The sequence below is a fragment of the Alkalihalobacillus phoenicis genome (assembly GCF_047302405.1).
Classification (GTDB): domain Bacteria; phylum Bacillota; class Bacilli; order Bacillales; family Bacillaceae_D; genus Alkalihalobacillus.
Map to the genome: position 1 here is coordinate 2430002 of NZ_CP154853.1, position 18354 is coordinate 2448355.

At 37.9% G+C, this 18354-nt stretch carries 16 protein-coding genes and 2 pseudogenes; 2 read left to right on the forward strand and 16 right to left on the reverse strand.

The features are described 5' to 3' along the window. The 7 genes from recJ to AA0017_RS11705 form a co-directional block, all read right to left on the reverse strand. On the reverse strand, positions 1–2136 hold the full coding sequence (gene recJ, locus AA0017_RS11675; protein WP_413382282.1) for a single-stranded-DNA-specific exonuclease RecJ: 2136 nt from the start codon (positions 2134–2136) through the stop codon (positions 1–3). A 112-nt stretch (positions 2137–2248) separates the two neighbouring features. Next, positions 2249–4141, reverse strand: a complete 1893-nt coding sequence (gene ltrA / locus AA0017_RS11680) for a group II intron reverse transcriptase/maturase (RefSeq protein ID WP_413382284.1) — start codon at positions 4139–4141, stop codon at positions 2249–2251. A gap of 701 nt (positions 4142–4842) precedes the next feature. Further along, positions 4843–5133, reverse strand: coding sequence for a single-stranded DNA-binding protein (locus AA0017_RS11685; RefSeq protein WP_413382287.1), 291 nt, complete (start codon positions 5131–5133; stop codon positions 4843–4845). 68 nt (positions 5134–5201) lie between these two features. After that, positions 5202–5513, reverse strand: coding sequence for a LapA family protein (locus AA0017_RS11690; protein ID WP_413382290.1), 312 nt, complete (start codon positions 5511–5513; stop codon positions 5202–5204). A gap of 255 nt (positions 5514–5768) precedes the next feature. Continuing rightward, complete coding sequence (gene secF / locus AA0017_RS11695) at positions 5769–6713, reverse strand: protein translocase subunit SecF (protein ID WP_413382292.1); 945 nt, start codon at positions 6711–6713, stop codon at positions 5769–5771. After that, positions 6703–8007 (reverse strand): protein translocase subunit SecD, encoded by a 1305-nt coding sequence (secD, locus tag AA0017_RS11700; protein WP_413382295.1) that lies wholly within the window; start codon positions 8005–8007, stop codon positions 6703–6705. The genes secF and secD overlap by 11 nt, the downstream gene beginning before the upstream one ends. A 259-nt stretch (positions 8008–8266) precedes the next feature. Further along, positions 8267–8551 carry a post-transcriptional regulator gene (locus AA0017_RS11705; protein WP_413382298.1) on the reverse strand — a complete coding sequence of 95 codons (285 nt, stop codon included), beginning with the start codon at positions 8549–8551 and terminating at the stop codon, positions 8267–8269. 132 nt (positions 8552–8683) lie between these two features. Here AA0017_RS11705 and spoVB point away from each other — a divergent pair. Next, a pseudogene (gene spoVB / locus AA0017_RS11710) lies at positions 8684–10248 on the forward strand (stage V sporulation protein B). Between the two features lie 120 nt (positions 10249–10368). Here the strand turns inward: spoVB and AA0017_RS11715 are convergent. Further along, a complete protein-coding gene (locus AA0017_RS11715; RefSeq protein ID WP_413382302.1) occupies positions 10369–11031 on the reverse strand; it encodes a DUF421 domain-containing protein in 663 nt (220 codons plus the stop codon). A 180-nt stretch (positions 11032–11211) separates the two neighbouring features. On the opposite strand from AA0017_RS11715, the gene AA0017_RS11720 reads away from it, so the two are divergent. Beyond that, positions 11212–11595: a TIGR04086 family membrane protein gene (locus AA0017_RS11720; RefSeq protein WP_413382305.1), complete on the forward strand. Its 384-nt coding sequence runs from the start codon at positions 11212–11214 to the stop codon at positions 11593–11595. A 93-nt stretch (positions 11596–11688) separates the two neighbouring features. On the opposite strand, the gene yajC is transcribed toward AA0017_RS11720, so the two are convergent. The 8 genes and pseudogenes from yajC to AA0017_RS11760 all read right to left on the reverse strand — a co-directional run bounded on the left by yajC (position 11689) and on the right by AA0017_RS11760 (position 18121). Beyond that, positions 11689–11952 (reverse strand): preprotein translocase subunit YajC, encoded by a 264-nt coding sequence (gene yajC / locus AA0017_RS11725; RefSeq protein WP_413382308.1) that lies wholly within the window; start codon positions 11950–11952, stop codon positions 11689–11691. A gap of 48 nt (positions 11953–12000) precedes the next feature. Beyond that, positions 12001–13140: a tRNA guanosine(34) transglycosylase Tgt gene (gene tgt, locus AA0017_RS11730; RefSeq protein ID WP_413382311.1), complete on the reverse strand. Its 1140-nt coding sequence runs from the start codon at positions 13138–13140 to the stop codon at positions 12001–12003. 213 nt (positions 13141–13353) lie between these two features. After that, entirely contained in the window at positions 13354–14388 is a 1035-nt protein-coding gene (queA, locus tag AA0017_RS11735) for a tRNA preQ1(34) S-adenosylmethionine ribosyltransferase-isomerase QueA (protein ID WP_413382314.1), read from the reverse strand. An 80-nt stretch (positions 14389–14468) separates the two neighbouring features. Beyond that, a complete protein-coding gene (locus tag AA0017_RS11740) occupies positions 14469–14687 on the reverse strand; it encodes a DUF2905 domain-containing protein (RefSeq protein ID WP_413374523.1) in 219 nt (72 codons plus the stop codon). Next, positions 14684–15685 carry a Holliday junction branch migration DNA helicase RuvB gene (ruvB, locus tag AA0017_RS11745; RefSeq protein WP_413374525.1) on the reverse strand — a complete coding sequence of 334 codons (1002 nt, stop codon included), beginning with the start codon at positions 15683–15685 and terminating at the stop codon, positions 14684–14686. Before ruvB ends, AA0017_RS11740 begins: the two co-directional genes overlap by 4 nt. Positions 15686–15701: 16 nt before the next feature. Next, positions 15702–16317: pseudogene (gene ruvA, locus AA0017_RS11750) on the reverse strand (Holliday junction branch migration protein RuvA). Between the two features lie 200 nt (positions 16318–16517). Further along, positions 16518–17075, reverse strand: a complete 558-nt coding sequence (locus AA0017_RS11755) for a BofC C-terminal domain-containing protein (protein WP_413374527.1) — start codon at positions 17073–17075, stop codon at positions 16518–16520. 122 nt (positions 17076–17197) lie between these two features. After that, positions 17198–18121 (reverse strand): YhcN/YlaJ family sporulation lipoprotein, encoded by a 924-nt coding sequence (locus AA0017_RS11760; RefSeq protein WP_413374529.1) that lies wholly within the window; start codon positions 18119–18121, stop codon positions 17198–17200. Positions 18122–18354: the final 233 nt, after the last annotated feature.

Consider the following 18354-nt stretch of genomic DNA (forward strand, 5'->3'; position numbering starts at 1 on the left):
TTATACCGTCTCCTTGATTGTACTTTCAGTCGTATTTTGTTCAAAAATTGTCGTAAACCATTGCTTTAAATGTTCAAATGAAGAATAGACAAAGTCATTTTCCAGCGTTCGTTGTTGTTCTTTTCTCTGGAAGGCGACTGAATCGGTTAAGTTTTTTTTATCTGGATTCTCCTCGATGATTAACCAACCATTTTCTTGGCGAATAAAGTTTAATTCAACAAATACTTCGACCATAAATTTGACTGATTCTTTTGACCAACCTTTATATGAAACCAGCTTCATCCCTTGCTCATTTAAATTAAACTTCTTTTGTTTTCGTAAAAAAGCATAGAACCATTTAAAAGTTTCACGATTTGGACTAGCGGAAAAAAACGAGTCCTCTTCCTGATAAAATAAACAGAAGATTTGACTTGGCCTTCCTTTATCTGCAAAAAGCTGCCTGATTTCTTGTTCACTGGCCGGTAAATCTAATAAAACAACCGCTGCATTTTCAAAGGAATCGATTTGACTAAGCTGTTCACGAGTCCATATTTGTTCATTCTCTAGTTTTAATTTTACCTTCGTCTCATCATTGAGTGCAATCATATACTGAGTCGGTAAAGAAATCAGCTTGAGCTTGTCTTTCAAACGGATCTTCTGTACACTGCGCCAATCAAATAATTGCCAATCATTCACGGCGATGTCTTCAATCATAAGTTGAGGTTTAATATGTCCATTCCATTCATTAATGGACAGTGTACCAACTGCTGAAACACGGTCTTGTACAGACATTTGCTCATATACATAACCAAAATGAAAACCGATTCCATCTAATGATGAGCCGTTTTGTTTAAACTGAATCTTTAAATGATTGGCTTCACTACCGATTTTTTTCATTTCCCCAATGTTTGCTTGCTGTAACATAATTTTGGGGGTTGGATTACTCACCCCAAATGGTGCAAGTTGTTTCATTTGTTTAATAATATCTAAAGAAATCTCATCGACACCAGCAACTAAATCAACTCGTTTTACGGGAATAAAATCTTCTTCTGCAAGACTTTCTTTTGCTTGCACTTGTAAACGGTCCCTTAATTCAGGTAAGTGTTCAAGAGAAATCGTCAATCCAGCCGCCATTGGGTGACCGCCAAAATGAGGTAAAATATCCCGACTTTTTGATAATTCCGCAAACATATCAAAACCTTCAATACTTCGGGCTGAACCTTTAGCAATTCCTTTTTCCTCATCGATACTCAGCACTATCGTCGGTCGATAAAACTTCTCAACTAATCTTGAAGCGACAATTCCAATAACTCCAGGATTCCAGCCTTCTTTTGCGATAATTAGCACCGCATTATCTTCTGGTGGAAAGTCATTTTCAACCATTTCAATCGCTTCTTTTGCGATCGTTGAAACGATGTGTTGTCGTTCCTTATTTAGCCCATCAATTTCTTCTGCTAACATTTTCGCTTCATCACTTTTATCCGTAATAAGTAAATCAACGGCTGGATTTGCTGAGCCTAAACGACCGGCTGCATTCATTCTTGGTCCGATCGCAAAACCGACATGATCCGCTTCTAATGTCTCTTTTTCAATTCCTGCCACTTTTTTTATCGCAATCAAGCCTGGTTTTGAACTAGATTGTAGGGCACTTAACCCTTCCATTGCTAGTAGTCGATTTTCGTCTACTAAAGGAACTAAATCGGCGATCGTCCCGATGACAACAATATCCAATAACTCTTTTGGGACTCTCCCTAATAAAGCCTGGGCCACTTTAAAAGCGACACCTACTCCAGCAAGTCCTTTAAAAGGGTAAGGACATCCTGGCTTTTTCGGATTAATAATTGCATAGGCATCCGGCAATTGTGGTGGAGCTTCATGGTGATCAGTCACAATAAAATCTAAACCGATTTCTTTTGCCACTTCTGCTTCATGAACAGCTGAAATCCCCGTATCAACAGTCACGACAAGCTGAAATCCGGCTTCTTTCGCTTGTCTTAAAGCCGGTTCATTCGGTCCATAACCTTCTGTAAAACGATTAGGAATATAATAGTCAAACTTGGCTCCCAGCATTTGTAACGTATAAACCATTACAGCAGTACTGCTTACACCATATAGTGATAGGTAAACCTTTGATATAATCTCCAGTTTTTCCCCCACTTCACACCGTACGTGAGATTTTCACCTCATACGGCGTTCCATCGACTAACTTCAAAACTTTGTTAATCTACATAACTTTACAGAATTCACATTTTATCACATGTTTGTCCTTTTACATCACTAAGTCTACCAGCTCAAGTTTTTTTCTTAGCTTATTGAGTTTATCCAAAACCCTAGTGTTTGTTATGAGATGTTTATAATTAGAGATTGTGCTTTCATCCTTAGCATGGATAAGGATATGAACGCCTTTATCCACCAAACAAAGATTTTTATATTCATCAGTTCCGCCTTTAGTCCTCGGAACTTTGTGATGGCAATGTATCGATAAAGGTTGAAGTAACTCACCTGTTACGCTACATTTTCCACCTTGTCCACTATATAATGCAACTCGATTATCATTGTACTCTACACTGCGATCTCTCACAGGATGCTCCATAATATATCTCAATATCGCTATGTTTATTTTTGAAAGGTTACGATGAATTTCTTTTCGCCCTTCCTTAGTGTAGGCATTGACAATCTTTCGTTTCATCATTGGGTTTTTATGTCTGATATACCCAATAGGTAATAGTGGATCTCTTGATATAAACCTCATTTGTTTACTTTTCCCGTATTCCTTTCTAATAAAGTCTGAACTAATATGCCCAGTTTTCTTAATTCGCCTTTTCATACGGTGATCTTTCATACAAGCGTTAATCTCATATGCAATATCCCCCATGTCTTCTGCGACTAAGGTGGCAATACGGAAATATTGATGAAGCCCAATAACTGTTGAGTTGTAGAGCGAGACTTTTCTCTGCTGATCGTTAATTCCCTTATCATATCGAATATCATTGATAATTGCTTTGAGGTTGTCTTTCGTTCTTTGTAATGCTTTATCGCATATATGACTCTTGACAATCCACTTGTTTCTTTTAGGGATTAACTTCATTTTGATGCCGAGAAATTCAGAGTAATCCATTTTTAAATTTACTACTTGAGATTTCTCTTCACTTATGTCAAGTTCGAGCCGATCTTTCAGCCACTTTTTAACTGCAAGGTATAGTCTTTTAGCATGATTGGGATTGCTACAGAAAACCTTAAAATCATCTGCATATCTCACGATGTAGCATTCTTTTAACTTTGTTTTGTTCCTCAGTTTTCTGTATTTGTATCCTTTTTCGATGCTTCCCTTTCTATCCTTCCTTGCGTAGATAAAATCATTGTATACAGGATTATTCTCCCATTGGCTCTCTACCCACTTATCTAATTCATTTAACACGATGTTTGACAGTAAGGGAGAGAGTATTCCTCCTTGAGGAGTACCCTTGTTATTTTCAATGATTTGTCCATTTGGTAGCTTGATTTTGGCTTTCAACATTTTTGACACAATTGACAGTAAATTTTTGTCTCTGATACCTAATGTCCACATTTGCTTTAGTAACTTTCCGTGACTCACATTGTCAAAGAAACCTTTAATATCAATATCAATTACGAAATTCATTTTTGCTTGTTGCATTAATTTATAGCTTTGTGCCATCGCATTCTCAACTGAGCGATTAGGTCTGAATCCGTAACTGTTATTTGAAAATTTAGCTTCTACAATGGGATCAAGTACTTGTAATATACATTGTTGGACTATTCTATCCCAAATAGCTGGTATTCCTAAAGGTCTAGTTTTACCATTGGGTTTTGGTATTTCTACTCGTCGTACAGCTTTTGGATGATAATCTCTTAATTTGTTCTTAACATACTCGATAAACTGTTGCTCACTAAGTTTGGCTACATGCTCAATGGTTCGTCCATCAACTCCAGCAGTTTTACTACCAGTGTTCTTCTTGATGTTACGATAGGCTAATTTAATGTTCTCGTCTGAGCTAATAATACTTATCAGGTTAGTAAATTTACTTTCTGATTTGCTTTGCTCGTACAGCATGTCGAAAGTACTTTGCATACTGTAGTACTCTGCATTGCGTAATTTAGACCTTTTCACATGTTTTGCAATTTGTGAATTTGCCACAGACATCAACCCCTTTCTCAAGCGGTGATTCTCTTAGTCATAATCGAATCTGTGTCTGTTATGCATTTATAAGTCTTTGAAGTTACCGACTAGAGCCTATTCCTCCACCACTTATTATTATGGTTTCACAGGTACAATGGCTCCACTCTCACATGAGTAAATCGGTTTTAGTAGGTCACAAACCCTTTATATACCAAACTGCTTCTTTGGTAGGTTAATACCTCCACACCCCATGTTTTCCACGTTCCAATTTCTCTATCCTTACATATATCCTTAGGTTTCTCCTATGGTCCTGTATGCTTGAGCTTGCCTGTAACAAGCTATGGATTTTCATAACTGCAGATTCTTACTCATCCACACATACGATGGCATTGCCACCTGTTGCATTTCTACAACATCTACGTCTAGTCCCGTACATTCGGAGATTCGTCAGTATTTCGCAATACATTCTAACCATAGATATTTTCTGGACTCCCGGCATATGGGATACACCATCCACCTCTGGACAGCTTTCGTGTCAATTATTCTCTGACTTACGGTATCTCTCTGCCGACTTCACCGAGCTTCATACCTTTCTATTTAACCTTAGAAAAAGCATGTCGGAGTATCAGAGTAGGCGTTTCAGGGCGTTACTCCATCATTCCACCTATCAAGAAATCAGTTCTCCTAGGGATATTAAGCGACTCCCTAGTGCCTAACCTTTTCAGTTAGAAACGTGTCGCACCCGCATCATAATCACCAAAAATGAGAATCTTTTCTTTTTTTTCGATTGCTTGTTGGATTCTTTCAACTACTACATCCATCCCATCTAAAGAAAACGGATCATGATATTTGATTTGATTTTTATTTAAAAAGGTAGAGGCAACCTCTGGGGTCGTTAACCCACGATTAATTAAAAGTTTAGCAACTAAAGGAGCGATTTCGAGCTCCTGGATTAATTGCCGAACGACCTCTTCTTTTTGCTCTTCTATTTTCCATCTTGCCTTTGGATTTAACATATAAAAAACACCCCTCGACCTACCTATTATACAGGAGAGGTCAAAGGGTGACAACGAAGATATAAAACTTATTTGTCTTCTATACTTTCGAATTCTCGTTTTATTTGCGAATCACTCTTTTTTGTTTCTTCGGACTCACTTGCTAATTTTTGTTGTTTCAATCGTTTAATTTCTGCTTGGAGCCGATAGATTTTCACCATGCCCAATGCTCCAACAATTACCGCTCCCATTAAAACCGAGCCTAAAATGATAAGAACTAACGGCCAATATGCTTCTCCAAATAAATAATTAACACGAACAGCCTCTACATTAATAACTGCAAAAATCGAAATAATAAGTGCTACTACGAGCCCAACAATAATTCCCCATTGACCTTTCATTTGTTCACCTTCTTTACCATTAGTTTTACATATTTCTTATAACCATTTTGATTGTTTCCTATTACACTTTCCCTGAAAAGCTGGGAATTAAACTCTTAGCTTTGTTCCTATTTACCCACAGGACTCAGAGCATCATTTTCGGGAGCGGTTAACATCGCCCATATCCCCCAAGCTATTCTCATTCAAAAACAGAAAAAACCGATGCATTTTACGAGTAAAATATCATCGGCTTTTGAGATAGTCTCTCTCATTTAATTATGGAGTTGGCTCTAGTTCTTCTTTTCTTTTCGGTTTGTTTTTCTTATTTTTTAACGATTTGGTTTTCCAAACAACCCAAAGCTGCGCCGCTAAGAACATTGAAGAATACGTCCCAGCAATTAACCCAATCACAAGGGCAAAAGCGAAGGAACGAATCGCTTCTCCACCAAAAATCATAATCGCCACAGCCGCAAATGCAACCGTTAAAGCCGTGTTAATCGAACGGGCTAATGTTTGAAGAATACTTTTGTTAACGATATCTGAAAGATCATCAAACCCTTTGACCCGCTTCGCATACTTCACATTTTCTCGAATTCGATCAAACGTAACAATCGTATCATTAATCGAATAACCGACAACAGTCAAAATCGCGGCAATAAACGGAATGTTAATCTCAATTTGAAACAAGCTAAACACCATTAACACAAATAAAGCATCATGTATTAACCCTACAATGGCCGCAACCCCAAAGAGGAATTCAAAACGAATAGCTACATAAATCGTAATTCCAACAGCTGCAAGAATAACGGAAATCACCGCATTTCGGGCTAACTCTTGCCCAACCATCGGTGAAACAGTACTAACATTCGGTTCCGCTCCGTACAATTCAGAAAAATGGTTTTGAATTTGAGCAATCTGATCATTTGGCAATTCAACGGTAAACCTTGCATTCGCAATCTCGTTGTTGTCCCCAGCTAAAACAATATCATCCGGGATTAAACTTTCATCAATGCTAGCAAATTCTTCGCTAATTTCCTCCGCTGTAAGTGACTCTTGACTTAAGACTTCCACTCGCGAACCACTTTGAAAATCAATTCCTAAGTTAAATCCAGCTGTAAATAATAGAATTACACCTAATAAGGATAAAATTCCTGAGAAAAGGAAGAACTTATTCCGATGCTTAACAAAATCAATATTCAGATTCTGTGTATTAAAGTTCATCGATCTGATCCTCCTTTACTCCAAATAGCCAGTACTTCTTATTAAGGGCTTTACTATTAACCCATAAACCTAACATTAACCTTGCCCCATAAACAGCGGTAACAAAACTGACTAAAATACCAACAATTAACATAACCGCAAAACCTTGTACCGAGCTTGTCCCATAGACAAACATCACACCTGCTGCTAATAAAGTCGTTAAGTTCGCATCTAAAATCGTTATAAAAGCACGTTTACTACCTGCTTTGTAAGCGGACATAATCGATTTTCCAGAACGGATTTCTTCTTTAATTCGCTCATATGTAAGAATGTTCGCATCAACAGCCATACCAACACCAAGTATTAACGCGGCAATCCCTGGTAACGTCAGGACTGCATTCATTAAATTAAATACTAATAAAACAAGATAAATGTAAGCTGTCAAAGTAATGGCAGCAATCACACCCATAAAACGATAATACACAATCATATAAATTAAAATTAACGCTACCCCAATAAATCCAGCGTAAATCGTTTTTTCCATCGCTTGTTCCCCAAGTGAAGCCCCAACAGAGTTCGAATAAATCTCTGTTAAACTAACCGGTAAAGAACCCGCGTTTAATAGTTCCGCTAGATTGGTCGCTTCGTCTAGAGTAAAAGTGGAACTTTCAATCATCACATCGGTTGTTCGTAATTCTTGTGTTACAGTTGCCGCAGAAAGAAATTTAGGCTCTTCTTTCATCGCTTCTTCATAGTACGAATCGCCTTCCTCAAAGTCTAACCACATAACTAATAAATTATTTGGATATCCTTTCGCTCTTAATTCATTAGTAATATCCCCAAATTGATTAGCATCTCTTAATGTAATCGAAACAATAGGACGTCCGGTATTTGGATGAAACCCTGGACTTGCTCCATTTTGTGCTAAATCGGCTCCGTCCAATAAAATATTATCGTCCACATCTCGGATTGTTAAAACCGCTTCCGTTGAGAGCATTTCCCTTGCTTGTTGCTGATTCTCAACTCCTGCTAATTGCACCCTAATACGGTTATCGCCTTCTATTTGAATATTAGGCTCTGATACACCAATAACATTTATTCGTTGATTTAGTGCGGCAACGGTCGCCGTTAACGCTTCGTGATTAATAACATCTCCTTCATTAGCTGGTTCCACTTCATATAAAATCTCGAAACCACCTTGAAGGTCTAGTCCGAGCTTTACATCCTTAGTGATGTCCATAACTGTTGTACTAATTAACACAGCTATCGCAGCAAGTATAAGGAAAAAAGCGACTATTCGACCCTTTTTGACCATCTCTCTCTTGTACCTCCCTTTATCAAAAAAACAAACTTCCAAATTCTTCTGATACACTTTTCTACAATAATACCACACAAAACATAGATAAAGAAAACTCGTCGATTGACGAGCCTTGAAAAGGCGACGGCAGAGACATAGTTGCCCTTATAATTGGGACTTCCAATTGCTCCCTACCTATCGTGTAAAAAACCAAGCGTTATGACAACTTGGTTTTCATCTGTTCATATGCTCCATCACCAGAATGAACATTAAAAAATTAAATCTCTTCCTTCTCATATTCCACAAACCAATCAGTAGGCTCTTTATAAGCATGGATTGTCAGCCAATTCATATAAACATGAGGTTTTAACAAAAGAAGATGATTAACAAATTGGTTCATATGAATATATTCCTTCGATTTTCTAAGCTGATACATTAAACAATCCCAAATTTCTTCTTTGGTTGCTCGCTCATATCCTAAAAAATGAAATTCATCAACCTTGCTTTGTATAGCCGGTTCTACAGCATCACGCCAAACTTCAAACTGCTGCTTCTCCTCCATATGCTCACCTACCCACTACTCTTTTTAAATGATAGTTCCTTTTAGACAAAAGCTTGTCATGCTTGCCTCACTACTAAGCATATATATAATAACGTGAAATTTCCATCACTTTTTTTAGAAAGTAGGGTTATTATGTCCAAGCAAACCTTCTTAAAAGGAGCATTTATTTTAATCATTGCGAGCTTCATTACAAAAATTCTCGGTTTCATCAATCGAATTGTTGTGGCGAGAATTATGGGTTCTGAAGGTGTTGGATTATATATGATGGCGATCCCGACGTTATTGCTTGTCATGACCCTAACCCAACTCGGCCTCCCTGTTGCGATTTCCAAGTTAGTAGCAGAGGCGGAAGCCAAAAAAGACCACGTTCGTGTAAAACGTGTTTTAGTCGTTTCATTAAGCACCACTTTAGGTTTAACAGTCATTTTTACAACGTTAATGATTGTCCTAGCTCCATTTGTTGCAGCAAACCTTTTAACCGATGAACGTGCCTACTACCCATTAATTGCTATTACGCCAATTGTACCGATTGTAGCCATTTCAGCGATCATTCGCGGCTACTTTCAAGGCAAACAAAATATGAAACCAACCGCGATTTCCCAAGTCATTGAACAAGTCGTTCGAATTACGCTCGTCGCGATTACAACCACTGCTTTTTTACCATTAGGAGTTGAGTACGCAGCAGCAGGAGCAATGATTTCTGTAGTTGCAGGAGAATTCATTTCATTACTTTATATGGTATTTATTTTTAAACGTAGAAAATCATTCAAGGTAAGGCAACAGTTTTTCACCTATGCCAAGGGGGGAGGAAAACATTTTCTGATTTAATGAGGATTGCCCTTCCAACTACAGGAAGTCGTTTGATAGGTTCGGTTTCCTTATTTTTTGAACCGATTGTCGTTGCTCAAAGTTTAGCACTCGCAGGTGTAGCAACGGTCATGGCAACAAAACAATATGGTGAACTGGCGGGCTTTGCGATTCCGCTTTTAATGCTCCCCACTTTTATTACAGCTTCTTTATCCGTTTCTCTTGTACCTGCTATTAGTGAAGCCGCTGCCGAAAAACAGTACCAATTAATACATCATCGACTTACCCAAGCCTTAAGGCTCGCCCTATTGTCGGGAGGAATATCTTGTGTCGTTTTATACATTTTTGCCGAACAAGTTGTCACACTGATGTATAATGCACCAAATGTGGCGATGTACATTAAACTCATGGCTCCCTTTAGTATTTTCTTATATTTGCAAGGCCCCCTTCAAGCGACACTACAAGCCCTCGATCTAGCAAAAGCCGCCATGATGAATAGTCTGTTCGGTGCCATTATAAAAACGACCGCTATATTTGCCCTCGCCTCTAGGCCAGAGCTAGGAATTATGGGAGCCACATTAGCAGTTGTCATTGGTTTTATTTTAGTTACATTGCTTCACTTCGCTACAGTTGTCAAAACGATCGGATTTACACTTGAAGTTCGACTCGTTGCTAAAGTCATTTTATTAGTCGGGTCAACAGCAGGATTTGGCGTTTTTTGTGCAAAATATATAACATTTACGGAATCCATGCTAATTGATACGATGTTAGCGATATGTTTAACGACCGCATTTTATTTTATCCTCATCTTTATGTTAAAGCTCGTTCATAAACATGAAATCGCCCGCCTGCCAGTGTTCGGAACCTTATTGAGTAAATTTATCCGGTAAAAACATTGTAAATAAAGGGAATTCCGTGCCACTTATTTTATCTATATGTAGACGGCGTTCCCTCTTCACCTTTTACACACCACACCAGGCCAAATAAATAGCCTTTCCTCTCATTTATTTCTATTTCTCATCCTTCAAATCAATAAAAAAGGTTTGGTCATCCTTAATGGAGCAGTAAGAGATTTTTTTAATATCGCGGTAACCTAATTTTCGCATCTGCTGTCTGACCCATAACGAAGTTTTACCAATCTCTTCTAAGTGGTCCTCTTGGATTTTACCGTCCAAAATAATCGGTAGAGGCAATTGTGGTTTTTTCTGTGACTTCGATTTCTTTTTATCCTTTTCAATGACCGACAACTTTCCGGAAGGTTCGAGTATAGCAAATTCAACATCTGATAATTTACTTACTTTATTTTGTCTTAACTGAATGAGCAAGTCATCAAAGTTATATCGTTGCTTTCTCATTTCATGTTCATCTATTTTACCAGCATTAATTAGGACCGTTGGCTTTCCATCAATTAGCTTTCGGAATCGTTCACTTTTTAAGGACAAGTAAGCAAAAAGGATTTGAATCATTACTAATACGAGTAATGGGATAATGGAATGTAGCATCGATGATTGTTCATCATCTATTGAGATAACGGCAAGTTCAGCAATCATAATCGAGACGACAAAATCGAGAACAGATAATTGTCCAATTTCTCGCTTGCCCATAAAACGTAAAACAAGCAAGATAATAAAATAAACGAGAATCGTTCTAAAAATTATCGCTGAAATATCCATTGTGTTTTCCCCTTCCTTCATTAGCTACAAGACCGCCACTCCGTTTTATTAATTAGGTTGTCCGCTTTCCACCTTTTCGTTCCTTGTAGCTTTTGGTAAATAAAAATTAATTTACATCATTTTTTTAAACAAGCCTGAATAAGCTTTATTAAGACAAGTTATTGGAGAGGAGGAAAGATATTGGAATCTTATCGAAATTTTTTTCCTGCAGTTGTCATGGGGTTATTAACGATTTTTTCCGTTGCCGTTGTTTTTAGTTTAATCGCAGCTACCGTTTTATCTTTAACCAATTTAACAGAACACTCTCTCGATTGGCTCATCAAAATTATTGCCTTTTTAACGATCCTTATCGGTGGTCTAGTTGCAGGAGCTAAATCGAAATCAAAAGGATTAATGATCGGGGCTGTAACCGCTATTTTATTTACTCTTATCACATTCCTTGTGCAATTTTTAGGGTATGATCAAGCGTTTACTACCGAACAATATATGTATCATGGTGGCTATTTATTAATTGGAGCTCTTGGTGGGATGGTCGGGGTTAATCTCTTTGGCGGGAATTCCTAATCGTTCAGATTGATTACGATTCATAACGAAACATTCAACAAAAAAGCTGACTTATGGTCATTAAAGACCTCCAAGTCAGCTTCCTTATTTTAATCAATCTGGGTTTACCACTTCACGTACGGCTGATTTATCAAAAGTTAGTTTGCGGTTATCATTTACAAGAATAACCATTACTTCCTCATCAACTGCATCGATCGTGCCGTGTAATCCACCAATTGTAATGATTTTATCGCCACGCTTTAAAGCAGTGTGCATTTCGCGAATTGCCTTTTGTTTTTTCTGTTGTGGACGAATAAGTAAGAAGTAAAAAATCACAAACATTAAGATTAATGGTAATAAAGAAACAATCATTTCCATTTTTAATTTCCCCCCTTTCATTAGTAAACATATCTTTTTTATATATGATTAGAAATTTTTCGCATTCGGTTTATTAAAACCATATTGTTCGAAAAATTCTTCTCTAAAGTCCAGTAAGCGATCCTCACGAATAGCTTGTTTTACTTGTTCCATTAGATTTAATAAGAAATATAAGTTATGGTAAGACGTCAATCTAAATCCAAAAGTTTCCTCACATTTTACTAAGTGACGGATGTATGCTCTTGAATAGTTTTGACAAACATGACAATCACAATTTTCATCTAATGGTCTAAAATCGCGAGCATATTTTGCATTACGAACGACTAAGCGACCTTCACTTGTCATACATGTACCATTACGAGCAATTCGAGTTGGCAAAACACAATCAAACATATCAATCCCACGAATCGAACCATCTATTAAGGAATCAGGAGAACCTACTCCCATTAAATATCTAGGCTTATTTGCTGGCATCAAAGGCGTTGTAAATTCAAGTACACGATTCATGACATCTTTTGGTTCCCCAACAGATAATCCCCCAATGGCATAACCAGGAAAATCTAAAGAGATAAGATCAGCGGCACTTTGTCTACGAAGCTCTTCATATTCGCCCCCTTGTATAATACCAAATAGTCCTTGGTCTTCAGGTCTTTTATGAGCAGTTAAACACCGCTCTGCCCAACGGCTTGTACGCTCAACCGACTGTTTCATATAATCATAATCAGCTGGATATGGCGGACATTCATCAAAAGCCATCATAATATCAGATCCAAGAGAATTTTGAATATTCATCGCTTCTTCAGGGCTTAAGAAAAGCTTCTCGCCGCTTAGGTGGTTACGGAAATGAACACCTTCTTCTTCAATCTTTCTCAAATCGCTTAAACTAAATACTTGGAATCCACCTGAATCGGTCAAAATAGGGCGTTTCCAATTCATAAACTGGTGCAGACCACCCGCTTCTTCAATGATTTTATGCCCTGGTCTTAACCAAAGATGATACGTATTGCTTAAAATAATTTGAGCATTCATATCATATAAGTCTTCTGGACTCATCGTTTTAACGGTTGCAAGTGTTCCAACCGGCATAAAAATCGGTGTTTCTATTGTACCATGAGGTGTATGGACTTTACCAAGACGAGCCCCTGATTGTTTACATGTTTTTATAAGTTCATAAGTGACAGCTGCCATCTATCGTTCCTCCTTGAATAAAAAGCGAAGTCCGTTTGCTCAGAAGCGAGAAATACTAAGGATCAACGCTAAATTCGCGCCATCCTGTCGCAACGCCTTGTACCCACATCCTGTGGGTATGATGAAGACGCTTTTTGTCTTCATTCAGATGGGCGATTTTTCTCGAGCGTCTAACGGGCGTAGCTCTATTAGTTAATTCCAAAAACGTACAAATTATTTCCAATCACTAATAAACATCGCATCTCCAAAGCTAAAAAAGCGATATTGTTCGCTTACAGCATGACGGTAGGCGTTCATGACATGCTCTTTGCCTGCTAATGCACTTACAAGCATAACGAGTGTTGACTTAGGTAAATGAAAATTCGTCAAAAGGGCATCTAACCCTTTAAATTCAAAACCGGGATATATAAAAATCGATGTCCAACCTGACGTTTCACAAAATTGTCCGTGTTCTTTCATAATCGTTTCTAAAGTACGAGCAGATGTTGTCCCTACTGCGATAATACGAGAGCCATTTTTTTTCACTTTTTGTAAAAGTTGAGCTGTTTCCCCACTCATTTGATAAAATTCGGCGTGCATCTCATGCTCTTCAATTTTGTCGACACTTACAGGCCGAAACGTTCCTAAACCAACATGAAGTGTCACCATCGCAATATGAACGCCTTTTTCTCTAACCTTCTCCAGCAATTCCTCTGTAAAATGAAGTCCTGCTGTCGGAGCAGCGGCGGAACCACGATTTTTCGCAAAAACTGTCTGATAACGTTCTTTATCATCAAGCTGTTCTTTAATATAAGGAGGTAAGGGCATTTCACCTAAGCTATCTAATACTTCATGAAGGATACCATCATACACTAGCTCAATTTCACGTCCACCATGCTCTAATTCTTTTGTACACTTTGCTTTTAATAACCCTTCACCAAAAATGATTTCAGTGCCTTCTTTAACTCTTTTAGCAGGTTTAACAAGCGTTTCCCACTTATCTCCGTTAATTTGTTTTAATAAAAGCACTTCAATCTTGGCCCCTGTATCGGCTTTCACTCCATACAGTCTAGCTGGCAACACCCTTGTATCATTTAAAACGAGACAATCTCCCTCTTTTAGATAGTTAAGAATATCAGGAAAATGCTCATCCTTTATCTCACCTGTTGATTTATTTAAGGCAAGCAAACGAGACGCCGTTCTATCTTTTAGCGGCGTCTGTGCGATTAATTGTTCAGGTAATTCAAAATCAAACTCTTCAACTTCCATTTTTGTTGTCACCTTTTCTATTCCGTTCCAAATTGCACATCTTGATAATTTTATCGAATCTTTAAGAAATAATCAAGGTATTATCGAAAACGACCAATTAACATGAAAATAAGCGAGAGAATAACACTTATGATTAAACAAGTGACAACCGGAAAATAAAAGGTCGTATTTTCCCCTTTTATAAAAATATCTCCGGGCAATTTACCGATCGGAATAAAGCGACCAATTAACTGCCAAAGCATCCCTATCGTTATTAAAATCACACCTATTGTAATGATGATTTTTGGAAAAGTACTCATTTTTGGGGCGCCTCCAGTTGGAAATGTTGGTAGCACATTGGCGTTACCACTCTTCCCCTTGGTGTCCTCTGAATAAAGCCAATTTGTAATAAATATGGCTCATACACATCCTCAATCGTCTCAGCTTCCTCTCCAATTGTTGAAGCAATCGTCTCTAACCCTACAGGCCCACCTTTAAATTTTTCAATCATTCCAAACAATAATTTATGATCAATATGATCAAGACCTAACTGATCCACTTGTAATTTCTCCAAAGCATGAACCGCCATATCATACGTTACTGAACCATCACCCTTTACTTGAGCAAAGTCACGAACTCGCCGTAAAAGGCGGTTAGCAATTCGAGGCGTCCCACGAGAACGACTGGCAATCTCCAAAGCCGCTTCATGCTCTAACTCAACCTGAAAGACTTGTGCCGTTCTTTTGACAATAAGGGCTAATTCATCAATGTTATAAAATTCTAGTCTCGCCATCACTCCAAAACGATCACGGAGCGGAGCAGAGAGCATCCCTGCTCTAGTCGTTGCTCCAACTAATGTAAAAGGGGGTAAATCAAGGCGAACAGATCTAGCAGTCGGACCTTTGCCGATCACTATATCTAAACAAAAATCCTCCATCGCCGGATAAAGCACTTCTTCAACCATCCGATTCAAGCGGTGAATCTCATCAATAAAAAGAACATCCCCCGGTTCAAGCGCAGTCAAAATCGCAGCCAAATCTCCTGGCCTTTCAATTGCAGGACCTGAGGTTGTTCTCATTTGTACATTCATTTCATTGGCAATAATAGCGGACAAAGTCGTTTTTCCAAGTCCTGGTGGTCCATACAATAAAACATGGTCAAGGCTTTCTTCCCGCATTTTGGCTGCCTCAATAAAAACCTCTAAGTTCTTTTTAACATCTTCCTGACCAATATAATCTAATAAGCTAAGTGGACGTATCGATTGCTCGACGGACATTTCCTCATGCTGCTGTTCGGCTGAGACCATACGCTCTTCCATCCTATCCACCTCCCGTTTACACTTTCAACATCAATTGTAATGCTTTTCTTATGTAAGCATCTGTTGCTAATTGTTCTTTCTCTAACAATGGCCGCACTTTCTTAAGTTCCTTTTCAACATATCCAAGAGCTCTTAATGCTTCAAATGCTTCCTCCAATGCCTCATTGTCTTTTCTCACTTTCACGGGCTTATTTTCGCCCAAAGTGCTCGGTTGTAGTAAAGAAACGGTAAACTCCTCAAGCTTGCCTTTCAAATCTAAGAATCATTTGTCTCGCCGTCTTTTTTCCAACACCTGGGAATTTAACTAAAAACGCTTCATCTTCCCCTTCAATCGCATCGACAACATGTTCCGGTTGCCCTGACGCTAAAATCGCTAATGCCCCCTTTGGGCCAATCCCAGAGACATTCAAAAGTTTCTCAAATAAATTCCGTTCTTGTATCGACTGAAATCCGTATAAACGAATTAAATCCTCTTTTACATATTGATACGTAAAAACCTTCACTTCATTATCCATTTCCTTTTCAAACACATATGGATTTGGGCAAAATAATTGATACCCTAAACCATGATGATCGACGACTAAGTATTGCGTTTCTACTGCCACTAATTTTCCGGTTACATATTCAATCACGTAAATAAACTCTCCTCAAGTACGAACATTTATTTCTATTTTATCACACTCAGGCTGTGACGTCATAGCAATTAAGCAAGGAGAGAAAGTGGAATCTTTTTTAGAAATCAATATGGCCTTCATTTTGATTCCATCAAAAACAAACAACCCCAAAAAATCATAATTGACTTTCTGAGGCCCTGTTATGGAATAAAATTCAGTTATACATCCGCTTTTTCGAGGTTTTTAAACACATCTAAAATTTGTCTATATTGTTCTTTATTTTCAATACGAATGCCCTCTTTTAGTTCATGCTGTTGATACGTTTCTAATTTTTCGGTATCAATTTGAAAAAAGGATTGAATGATTTGTTCCTCCTCTGGTTTTCCTTCAAACATTTGTAAAAAACCATTTTCTGAAAGTCCAAAATAACCATTAATTTTAACAATAGGTGAAATATCATCCATTTCCATCCGAAATATAATCTGTTCTTGATTTTGATTAATAAGCTCCCATTCATCATAATGTGCCCAAAAATCTTCTACAGACCAAATCGTTTCCTCAATTGTTTCTTCACTTTTTCCACCATCTAAATAAATACGTTCTAATTTGATATTCATTGTAAGTGGTGCAAACGCTCCAATATTTTCTGTCTCTAACTTTTTTACAGGATCTTCTGCTTCTCCTTGTAAATAAAAGATCGTGCTCACCATGATAACGATCAGGAATAAGATGATCGGATATTCTTTTTTTGTGGTTAAATATTTCATTACCTTCATTATGCTTCACCTAACCTGATTTCACTAAATTATAAATATAAAAAGAACCACTTATGGGTTCATCGTTCCCATAAATGGTTCCTTTCATTCATTTTATTTCAATTAAAGCGAAGGTCGTTAGCTTAACGCGAGCGTTCAAAAGGTCTTTGGACAGCTCGTCCAAGATCACGAATCATATCTTCAAAAGTAGCTCCTATTTCTTCAAAGGCAGCCCCTGAACGAAGTTGATTATCCATAGTTTCTACTCTGCCATACATTTCTTTATCAGACACAATGTGGACATCTTTATCATTTGAAAGACCTTGAACTGTTTGTTTGATTTTAGATTCAAGACCACCTGCATTACCATCTGCATCTACAGCGACAACAATTTTATTTTCATGTACAATGACATGAGCATCATCAACACCATCAATCGCTTCAACATGTTTAGCAATTTTTGATGCTGTTTGACCATCGTAATTACTATGATAATTCGCCGCTTGGAATCCAGCACGATTCATCGTATGAGAACGTCCAATGGATTGATTCCCACGGAAATTTTCCACATTTACGCCGCCATGATGTCTAGACCTAGATTGAACTCCAAAATTACGGTCAGTTAGGCGTCTTTTTAAGACACCGTTTTCATCAACCATACGTGCACGGTCATTACCTGTTACCCCTTGATTCCAAAAACCACTTCGTCTATCATGGTGACCAATTTGATTATTTTCCATCCCAAATGGGCTAGCACCAAATGACCTTGGTCCATAAGTACCGACACGATTCGTTGGTGCTTTACTTGAACCAAATTCTGAAGCCCCATAATAACCGTTATTTTGAAAATTGTAACTACGCTCCGAACGGTTATGACGATTATTCGTAAACATATCTGTTACGGGTCCCTCAGCACCATAGTTATTAACTTGGTGTCTCGTACCACTCATTTCAACCCCTGTAACAGAATGATTTCTCATTGTCCCTGCTTGATCCGTTTGATTACAAGCCACTAAGCTACTTGCTAACATTAATGTAGATGCAACGGTTAAAGCAATTTTCTTCATATTTGAAAGCCCCCTTTCGCTTATTATGGTGGCTTTTTCGTATTGTTTTTAGTCTGTTACATCTTGAGCGACATACCGATTATTCCCTTGAATTAGAAAGATTTTAATCAAAAGTGTTCTTTTCCCAACAGATTCGAACCGTAATTACGCGTATCTTCAATTTTCATTACCAATCACCTTACTTCCGCAAAAAGACGCCTCAAAAAGTCCAGTGACTTTTTGAGGCGTCTTTT